This is a genomic window from Frankia nepalensis (genome assembly GCF_016786325.1).
Classification (GTDB): domain Bacteria; phylum Actinomycetota; class Actinomycetes; order Frankiales; family Frankiaceae; genus Pseudofrankia; species Pseudofrankia nepalensis.
Map to the genome: position 1 here is coordinate 1 of NZ_JADWYU010000032.1, position 8,852 is coordinate 8,852.

The following is an 8,852-nucleotide window of genomic DNA, read 5'->3' on the forward strand; positions in this document are numbered from 1 at the left end:
CGCCCGCCCGGTTTTTTTTGGGGGGCGCCGCGCCCCACCCACACCAAATTCCCCCCCCCACGACGAGCGAGGAACGCGCCCTGAGATGGGCGTGGTCAATGGGCGGTGGTCAGCCGAGGACGCCGGTGGTGCCGTCGGTCAGCTCTCGGAGAATGTCGGCGTGGCCCGCGTGGCGGGCGGTCTCCTCGATCATGTGGACGTAGATCCAGCGCACCGACACCTCGCCCGCGTCCGGGTGCGCCACCACGTCGTCCAGCGCGAAGCCGGCCGCCGCCTGCCGGGACAGGGCGCAGGCGCGCTCGCAGTCCGCGAGCAGCGCGTCGAGCGTGTCGGCCTCGGTCAGCACCCATGAGTTGTCGGGCAGGTCCGGATCCTCGCCGGTCAGCCGGTGGAACCAGTTGCGCTCAACGGTGGTCAGGTGCCGGAGGAGCCCGGCAAGCGTGGTGAGCGACGGCACGAGCCGCCGTCTGGCGTCCTGGTCGCCGAGACCCAGCACCTTGTGAACGAGCACGTCCCGGTAGAAGTCCAGGAACGCCTCCAGGATCTCGCGTTCACCGGCGGTGTTCGCGTGCATCACCCGCAGGGCCGGCGGGCGCGGGAGCGGGAGCGTCTCCATGCACAAGACCGTAGCCGCGACGTCATCCCACGGGGCCCTGAGGAGACCGCGACGGGTGTTACAGCTGGCCGCGCAACTCGCGCTTGAGAATCTTGCCCGAGGGGTTGCGGGGGAGGGCGTCGATGAAGGTGACGGCCTTCGGCACCTTGAACTTCGCGAGGCTGCCTCGGCAGTGGTCGACGAGCTCGTCGGCGGTGACGGTGGTCCCCGGCCGCGGCGCGACGAACGCGACCGGGACCTCGCCCCACTTCTCGTCGGGGCGGCCGATGACGGCGGCCTCGAGAACCGCCGGGTGCTCGTAGAGGACGCGCTCGACCTCGGAGCCGGCGATGTTCTCCCCGCCGGAGAGGATCATGTCCTTGAGGCGGTCGACGATGAAGACGTAGCCGTCCTCGTCGCGCACGCCGATGTCGCCGGTGTGGAACCAGCCGCCGGCGAAGGCGCGCTCGGTCGCCTCGGGGTCCCGCCAGTAGCCCTTGAAGACCTTCGGCCCGCGCAGCACGATCTCACCGGCCTCGCCGGCGGGCAGCGAGCGGGAGTCCTCGTCCCAGATGTCGAGCTCGAGGTACAGGCATTCCCGGCCCACGCTGCCGCGCTTGGCGCGGATGCTCCCGGCGTCGAGGAAGGTGTCGCCGGAGACCGTCTCGGTGAGGCCGTAGGCGTCCGCGAACCACGCCGACGGGAACACCTTCTGGATGCGGTCGATGAGGGGCAGCGGCATCTTCTCGCCGCCGCCGATCAGTACGCGGACCGAGGACAGGTCGCGCTCGTCGACGCCTGGGAGGTCGAGGACCGCGCGAACCATCGCCGGCGCCATCCACACGACGGTGATCCGCGACCTTTCGATGTCGTCCACCACGCGGGCGGCGTCGAAGGTCTGGTGGATGTGGGTCGTCCCCCCCGCCGCGATGATCGACGTGGTCACGAGGTCGAGGGCGCCCACGTGGTACAGGGGGCCGCAGGCGAGGCCGATGTCCGCGGCGGTGAAGCCGAACTCGGTGATGTGGGCGTAGTTCTTCCACGCGAGATTGGCGTGCGTGATCATTACGCCCTTGGGGCGCCCGGTGGTGCCCGAGGTGTACATGAGCCGCTGGATGTCGTCGCCGGCGGCCTGGGCTCGCTCGGCTGGCGGCGCCGAGCCGTCGCCGAGGTCGGCGAAGCGCGTCCACCCGTCGGGGGCCGCCGGCCCGATGACGATGCGCGACATGGCCGGCAGCTGCTTGGTCGCGTCGGTGCCGAGCGCGATCAGATCCTCGTCCACCACGAGTGCGCGGGCCTGCGCGTGGTCGAGGATGTATTCCAGCTCGGGCGCCGCGAGCCGCCAGTTGAGCGGCATGACGGCCGCGCCGAGGTGGTTCGCCGCGAAGATCGTCGTCAGGAAGTCGACGCTGTTGTAGGCGAGCAGGGCGACGACGTCGCCCGCGCCGATCCCGCGGGCCCGCAGGCCGGCGGCCACGGCCGCCGCGGCCTCGAGCGCGTGGCGGTAGGTGACGGTGACGCCCTCGTAGACGGCGAAGGGCTTCTCCGGAGCGCGGTCCGCGTGGTGGGCGAGGACGCCGACCCAGTTCATGTCCGGAGCGCTCATCGCGCCTTCCTCCGTTTCGACCGACCGGTACAAACAGCGTGACGGTAGCCGGATCTCCCCGCCGGTTCAACGGGTGCCCGTGTCGTCTCTGGCCGGGCGCGGGCCTACCTGGTCGGCCGGACGGGAGCTTCGGCTCCTTTTCTTGACGCCCCTGAAGGCGTCGGATAGCTTCATGGAACCTCTGGACCGGTCGGTACAAAAGATCTCTGTGGGCGCCGCCGCGACCGATGTAGGAGACATGGAACAAGCAGACGTCGACATCGTCATCGTGGGTGCGGGCATCCTCGGAATCAACCAGCTCTACCGCGCGCGGCGTGACGGCTACTCCGTGCAGCTGCTCGAACAGGGCGACGGCGTGGGCGGTACCTGGTACTGGAACCGCTACCCCGGATGCCGCTTCGACTCCGAGAGCTATACCTACGGGTACCTGTTCTCGGAAGAGCTCTGGCACGAGTGGGAGTGGAGCGAGGAGTTCGCCGCCCAGCCGGAGACCGAACGCTACATCAACCACGTGGTCGACCGGTTCGACCTTCGCCGCCTCATCCGATTCGGCAGCAAGGTCATCGCCGCGGAGTGGGACGAGGCCTCGCGGACCTGGACGACGCGGACCGCGGACGGCCATGTCGTCCGCTCCACCTACCTGGTCAGCACGACGGGTGTGCTCTCGGTGCCGCAGTACCCGGACGTGCCCGGCCGCGCGACGTTCGCCGGCGAGCAGTACCACACCGGCCGGTGGCCGGCGACGGCCGTCGACTTCGCCGGCAAGCGCGTGGCCGTGGTCGGCACCGGCTCCTCCGGGGTGCAGGTCGCGCCGGTCATCGCCGAGCAGGCGGCGTCGCTGACGCTGTACCAGCGCACGCCGACGTGGTGTACGCCGCTCAACAACCACCCGATCTCCGCCGAGCAGCAGGCCGAGCTCAAGGCCAACTTCGAGAAGATCAGGAACACGCTCGCCGTCTCGGTCGCGGGCTTCCTGCATGAGCCGTCGGGCCGCAAGACCTTCGATGACGCGAAGGACCAGCGCTGGGAGTTCTACGAGCGGATCTGGAACAGCCCCGGGTTCGCCAAGATGAACAGCAACTACGAAGACATGATGCTGGACCCGAAGGCGAACAAGGAGTTCTGCGACTTCATCGAGGAGAAGATCCGCGGGATCGTCGCCGACCAGGCGGTCGCGGACCTGCTCATCCCGGACCTCGGGTACGGCTCGCTGCGGCCGCCGTTCGTCACCGACTACTACGAGATGTTCAACCGGCCGAACGTCGAACTGGTCTCGACGCGCCGCCACCCGTTCGTCCGGCTCACCGAGGCCGGCATCGAGACGGCGGACGGGCTGCGCGAGTTCGACATCATCGTCTGGGCGACCGGGTTCGACTTCGCCACCGGCGCGATGCTGGGCATGGGCATCCGCGGTGTGGACGGACTGACCCTGAACGAGTACTGGGCGGACGGCCCGCGCACCTTCCTGGGCCTGATGTGCCACCGCTTCCCGAACTTCTTCTTCCCGGGTGGCCCGCACGGCGCCGCGGGCAACAACCCGCGCTACGGCGGTGATCAGGTCGACTTCGTCGCCGACCTGATCTGCCGCGCGCGCGAGCGCGGCCAGGACCGCATCGAGGTCCCGCTCGAGACCGAGGAGAGATGGGCCGCCACGATGACGAAGGCCCTGCCGTTCTCCACCTTCGTCGAGCACGGCCAGTACTACGGGACGAACGTGGAGGGCAAGCCACGGCGTTTCCTGCTGAACCCGGCCGGCCGGCCGGCGCTGCTGCGGGTGATGGAGAAGACGGTCGAGAGCGGCTACGCCGGCTTCCTTGGCTGACCGGGCCTTGGCTGACCGAGCCTGCTTCCTCGTCCCGCGCCCGGAGGCCCGTGCTTGTTCCTTGCACGGTGCCTCCGCGCGCGGGCTTCTCCGCTCAGACGAAGACCAGCTCACGGCTCGCGAAGAGCCACTGCTCGCCGCTGGCGCGCAGGCGGTCGGTGTAACGGCCGACGAGCTTGACCGACCAGCCCCTCTCGCCCTTGACCAGGAAGAGCAGGTCGCTCGTCGCCGACGCCGACTCGCCGTCGAAGTCGGTCACGTGGATATTCAGCACGACGTGCCGCTGGGGCACCCCCGGCGTCAGCTTGGAGTAGGTCGCGCGGATCGCGTCGTGGCCGTGCAGCACCTCCGAGCCGGGGAAGGACGCTGACCCATCAGGCAGGAACGTGGCGACGACGTCCTCGGTGCGGGCGTCGTCCACAGCCTGCGCATACGCCGCGATGGTGTCGCGGATCCGTGCGACGGCATCGGCATAGTCGGCGCTCATGCGGCTCCTCCGGAGTAAGTTGACCGATCGGTACAAGAAAGCCTAGCGTCGCGTCCGCCCAGGTGCGGGCGCCCGCCGTGGAGAGGAAGGGTGCCACCCCGATGAGCAGGATCTCCTTCGACGGACGGGTCGCGGCGGTAACGGGCGCCGGCCGCGGCATCGGACGGGCCTACGCGGTCCTGCTGGCCCAGCTCGGGGCCAAGGTGGTTGTCAACGACCTGGGCGGCTCGTCGACCGGCGTCGGGGCGAATGCCGCCCCGGCGAACAGGGTCGTCGACGGGATCCGGGCCGCCGGTGGCACCGCGATCGCGAACTTCAGTGACGTGTCGACCGTCGAGGGTGGCCAGTCGGTCGTGGACGCCGCGGTCGGCGAGTTCGGGCGCATCGACATCCTGATCAACAATGCCGGGAACATGGTCTGGGCGGGCCTTCCTGACATCGACCTCGCCAATCTCGAGGCGCACCTGGACGTGCACGTGAAGGGCTCGTTCAACACCGTGCGCGCGGCGTGGCCGCACATGGTGGAGCAGGGCTACGGGCGCATCGTGCTGACGACGTCGATCGGCATGTTCGGGCTCGCGGACAACCTCGGCTACGCGACGTCGAAGGCATCGATGATCGGCATGGCCCGGAGCATGACCGCGGCGGCCGGCAAGCAGAACATCCGGATCAACGTCATCGGCCCGAACGCGATGACCCGGCTTGCCAACAAGCCCGCGTCCAGCGCCCCCGCCGACGGCGCCCCGGCGGACACCTCCTCGACCAGTGCCGCGGCGACGGGCGATGCCCCGGCGGACGCCGCCCCGCCCACCAGCGCCCCGCTGACCGAGGGATTCCGCGCCGTCCCGGACCTGAGCGCGGCCGCGGTCGCCCCCATGGTCGCCTACCTGGCGCACGAGGAGTGCGCCGTCAGCGGCGAGGTGTACCTGGCGGGCGGGGGCCGGTTCGCCCGGCTCTTCGTCGGTGTCACGGAGGGCTACCTCAACCCCGACCCGGCCAAGGTCGACGTCGACGACGTCGCCGCCAACTGGGCGGCCATCCAGGACGAGACCGGCTACTACGTGCCGAGCAATCCCCTGGACTGGTCGACGCACTTCCTGGGCCACTTCTACGAGTAGCGCCGTCGACTTCTTCCGGCCCCGCCGAGGTTCGCTCGCTCGATCCCGCGCATGATCGCCGTTTGTGCCCCGCCGTGGTCACGATTCGGACCTGTCTACGACCACCGGGGGCGTAAGCGGCGGTCATGAGTGGGGCAACCCTGACGGCCGTCGACTAGCCGAGAACGGCGTCGGCTCGCTGCTTCATCTCGGCGATGAAGTCGAGGTGCTGGTCGAGGGTGGTCAGCCCGTTGCGGGCGCTGGTCACGGCGACGTCGGTCGCGCCGGCGTCGCGCAGCCGCGGGAGGGCCGCCACCGTCTGCCCGAGCCAGCTGCCCGGCTCGTTCGGCAGCAGGTTGAACAACGCCCGGAAGTCCTCCGGAGCGCGGCGCTGCGCGCGCAGCAGCTCCTGGACCCGCTGCCAGGCGAGGGTGGCGTCCTCGCGTAGTCCGTAGCCGAAGATGAACCCGTCGGCGAGGCGGGCCGCGCGGCGGAACGCGGCCTCGGACGAGCCGCCGAGCCAGATGGGGATCGGCCCGTTCGGTGGTGGACACAGGGCGGCGCGGTCGATCTGGTCGAACCGGCCGCTGAACTGCTGGGGCTCGCCGGACCACAGCCGGCGAAGGTAGGGGATCTGCTCGTCGAGCCGGCGGCCACGGGTGGCCCATTCCTGCCCGAGTGCGTGATATTCGACGGCGTTGTAGCCGATGCCGACGCCGAGCCGCAGCCGTCCCTCCGAGAACAGGGCGACGTCGGCCGCCTGCCGGGCGACCAGGACCGTCTGGCGCTGGGGGAGGATCAGAATGCCGGTGACCAGCTCGATTCGCCGGGTGACCGCGGCGAGGTAGCCGAAGGCGACCAGCGGGTCGTGGAACGGGTCCTTCTCGTGGTAGGAGCGCTCCGGCAACGGCGGCTGCCGGTCCACGCCGTGGACGGCGCCGACGACGTGGTCGTACAGCAGCAGATGGTCGTACCCGAGTTGCTCGGCGGCCATCGCGAACCGCCGGAGCGCGTCCGGATCGCTGGCCAGCTCGTTCTGCGGGAAGGTGACGCCGAGCCTCATCCGGACAGCCTCCGTAGTCCTCATTCGGGGCCCGTCGCGGTCGCCGGGGCGGCGTGTCCGAGCCCTGGCGGCCCTGGTCGACGGTTCATATGATGCACCTGGCCGTGCACTATATGGTCCACGCCGAGCGGAGAGCGATCACACGACGGTGAGCGGCACGGAGGACGAGACGCTGGCGGCGTTGGCGGAGCTCGCGGCGCGCGAGGCGATTCGCCAGCAGCTGCACAACTACTGCCGCGCGATGGACCGCCGCGACGACGAGCTCGGATACGCCGTCTGGCACGAGGACGGCACGGCGGACTACGGCGCGGCGATCTTCCAGGGCGCCGGGCGGGACTTCGTGGACCAGGTCTCCCGGAACCATCTGCGGCGCTCGGCGCACTCCCATCAGATCGCGACCATCGGAATAGCGGTCGCCGGCGATCGCGCGGCCAGCGAGTCCTACGTCACGGTGCGCCTTCGCACCGCCGTGGGTGACGGCTACACCGAGGAGCTCTACGTCGGCCGTTACCTGGACCGCTGGTCGTGCCGGGGTGGCCGGTGGGCCATCGAGCACCGTGTGTGGGTGCTGGACTTCGACGAGCAGGACCGGCCGGTGACGGCGCGGCTGCCCGGAGGCGGCAGCCGGGACCCCGCCGACCCCTCCTACGCGCTGTTCCGCCAGATCGAGCGCTGACGCGGGCCGCTGTCCGCGCGTCCGTCGGATCCTGGGCGGCGGCAAGATCGGGTATTGGTTGTCCTTCGGGCGCCCATGCGCGCCGGCCGGCCCGGCTGGATCGGAAAAACTGCCAGCTCAGAGCCTTGATCGTGGTGTGATCGGCATGTCCGGCGAGCGGCTCGGGCGCCAGTTGACACGAGTGTTAGAAACGACCTATGGTTCGGTCATGACCAGTCCCAGGTTCCCTGTGTTCGACGCGGACAACCACCTGTACGAGACGCGCGACGCACTCACCAAGCACCTGCCCGACAGGTACAAGGGCGCCATCGACTACGTCGATGTGCACGGCCGTACCAAGATCGTGGTTCGTGGGCAGATCTCGAACTACATTCCGAACCCCACGTTCGATGTGGTCGCGCGCCCGGGTGCCCAGGAGGAGTACTACCGGAAGGGAAATCCGGACGGGAAGAGCCGCCGGGAGATCTTCGGCGCGCCGATCCGGTCGATTCCCGCCTTCCGTGAGCCGGCCGCGCGCCTGGAGCTCCTGAACGAGCAGGGCGTCGACCGCACGCTGCTGTTCCCGACGCTGGCCAGCCTCGTCGAGGAGCGCATGCGCGACGACCCGGACCTGATCCACGCCGTGGTCCACTCGCTCAACGAGTGGATGTACGAGACGTGGCAGTTCAACTACGAGGACCGCATCTTCACCACGCCGGTCATCACCCTGCCGATCGTGGACAAGGCCCTCGAGGAGCTCGACTGGGTGATCGAGCGCGGAGCCAAGGTCGTTCTGATCCGGCCCGCGCCGGTGCCCGGCTTCCGTGGCTCGCGGTCCTTCGGCTTCCCCGAGTTCGACCCGGTGTGGCAGAAGATCGTCGACAACAACCTGATCGTCGGCATGCACTCGTCCGACTCGGGTTACGAGCGTTACACCAATGACTGGTACGGCAACAACAGCGAGTTCCTGCCGTTCCAGCCGCAGGCGTTCCGCATGCTGTCCGCGTGGCGCCCGATCGAGGACTCCGTGGCGGCCCTGGCCTGCCACGGCGCGCTCACCCGGTTCCCGGACCTGAAGGTCGCCGTCATCGAGAACGGCGCGGCCTGGGTGGCGCCGCTGCTGAAGGCCCTGAAGGACCTCTACAAGAAGATGCCGCAGGACTTCCCGGAGAACCCGGTCGAGGCCATCCGCCGCTGCATCTACATCTCCCCCTTCTGGGAGGAGAACTACGCGGACCTCGCCGAGCTGCTGGGCGAGGACCACGTCCTGTTCGGGTCCGACTACCCGCACCCGGAGGGCCTGGCCGAGCCGGCCAAGTACGCCGAGGACCTGCTGGCCTACATCGACGACGAGGAGCGGGTCGCCAAGTTCATGGGCGGCAACCTCGCCACGCTCATGGGCTACCCGGCGAAGCTCGAGACCCCCGCCGGCGTCTGAACCGCGACGGGAGCCGCGCCACCCCGACAGCTCGGGACCGCCGCCCCGGCCCCGGGGGCCGGCGCGGGCCCCCCCGGGGGGGGGTTTTA

Annotated in this window: 8 protein-coding genes; 4 read left to right on the plus strand and 4 right to left on the minus strand. The window is 69.7% G+C overall.

Features of this window, described 5'->3' with window-relative positions; genetic code table 11:
- Positions 1-109: 109 nt before the first annotated feature.
- Both I6A81_RS01355 and I6A81_RS01360 read right to left on the minus strand, forming a co-directional pair.
- On the minus strand, positions 110-616 hold the full coding sequence (locus I6A81_RS01355; protein ID WP_203006943.1) for a DinB family protein: 507 nt from the start codon (positions 614-616) through the stop codon (positions 110-112).
- Positions 617-674: 58 nt separating this feature from the next.
- Positions 675-2,201 (minus strand): acyl-CoA synthetase, encoded by a 1,527-nt coding sequence (locus I6A81_RS01360; RefSeq protein ID WP_203006942.1) that lies wholly within the window; start codon positions 2,199-2,201, stop codon positions 675-677.
- A gap of 238 nt (positions 2,202-2,439) precedes the next feature.
- Between I6A81_RS01360 and I6A81_RS01365 the strand changes: the two genes are divergently transcribed.
- The gene (locus I6A81_RS01365; protein WP_203006941.1) at positions 2,440-4,023 is read left to right on the plus strand and encodes a flavin-containing monooxygenase; all 1,584 of its coding nucleotides are present in this window, start codon (positions 2,440-2,442) and stop codon (positions 4,021-4,023) included.
- 94 nt (positions 4,024-4,117) lie between these two features.
- On the opposite strand, the gene I6A81_RS01370 is transcribed toward I6A81_RS01365, so the two are convergent.
- Positions 4,118-4,510, minus strand: coding sequence for a nuclear transport factor 2 family protein (locus I6A81_RS01370; protein WP_203006940.1), 393 nt, complete (start codon positions 4,508-4,510; stop codon positions 4,118-4,120).
- 101 nt (positions 4,511-4,611) lie between these two features.
- Between I6A81_RS01370 and I6A81_RS01375 the strand changes: the two genes are divergently transcribed.
- The gene (locus I6A81_RS01375) at positions 4,612-5,628 is read left to right on the plus strand and encodes an SDR family NAD(P)-dependent oxidoreductase (protein ID WP_203006939.1); all 1,017 of its coding nucleotides are present in this window, start codon (positions 4,612-4,614) and stop codon (positions 5,626-5,628) included.
- A gap of 154 nt (positions 5,629-5,782) precedes the next feature.
- Here the strand turns inward: I6A81_RS01375 and I6A81_RS01380 are convergent, their stop codons facing one another.
- Entirely contained in the window at positions 5,783-6,670 is an 888-nt protein-coding gene (locus tag I6A81_RS01380) for an LLM class F420-dependent oxidoreductase (protein WP_203006938.1), read from the minus strand.
- Between the two features lie 148 nt (positions 6,671-6,818).
- Here I6A81_RS01380 and I6A81_RS01385 point away from each other — a divergent pair, with 148 nt between their 5' ends.
- Positions 6,819-7,346, plus strand: a complete 528-nt coding sequence (locus I6A81_RS01385; RefSeq protein ID WP_203006937.1) for a nuclear transport factor 2 family protein — start codon at positions 6,819-6,821, stop codon at positions 7,344-7,346.
- A gap of 208 nt (positions 7,347-7,554) precedes the next feature.
- Positions 7,555-8,763 carry an amidohydrolase family protein gene (locus tag I6A81_RS01390; protein WP_203006936.1) on the plus strand — a complete coding sequence of 403 codons (1,209 nt, stop codon included), beginning with the start codon at positions 7,555-7,557 and terminating at the stop codon, positions 8,761-8,763.
- The last annotated feature ends 89 nt before the right edge of the window (positions 8,764-8,852 follow it).